General features: G+C 44.1%; 1 protein-coding gene. It reads left to right on the top strand.

What is annotated here, in order from left to right; translation table 11 throughout:
• On the top strand, positions 1-290 hold a 290-nt coding region (locus CGZ90_RS19660; RefSeq protein WP_165766931.1), incomplete at both ends, for a zinc carboxypeptidase.

The raw sequence follows: 290 nt of genomic DNA, 5'->3' as shown, positions 1-290 counted from the left end.
ACGATGACAAGCAATATTAAAACATTGGCTCAAAAATATCCAGGACTGGTACAGTACCGCTCATTAGGGAAATCTCCGTATGGCCGCGATATCTGGGCTGTAAAGCTTGGCAGGGGAGACGCGACAGTCATGTATAACGCTTCGCATCACGCTAGAGAATGGCTGACAACTAATATTGTCATGGAGATGATCGACCAGTACAGTGAAAAGTACACAGCAAAAGCAACAATGGACGGATACAATGTTGCAAACGTACTGAACAACACATCAATCTGGTTTATTCCGATGAC

This window comes from Fictibacillus aquaticus (assembly GCF_002245695.1).
GTDB classification, from domain to species: Bacteria; Bacillota; Bacilli; order Bacillales; family Fictibacillaceae; genus Fictibacillus; species Fictibacillus aquaticus.
This window is presented reverse-complemented; position numbering and strand designations above follow the sequence as displayed.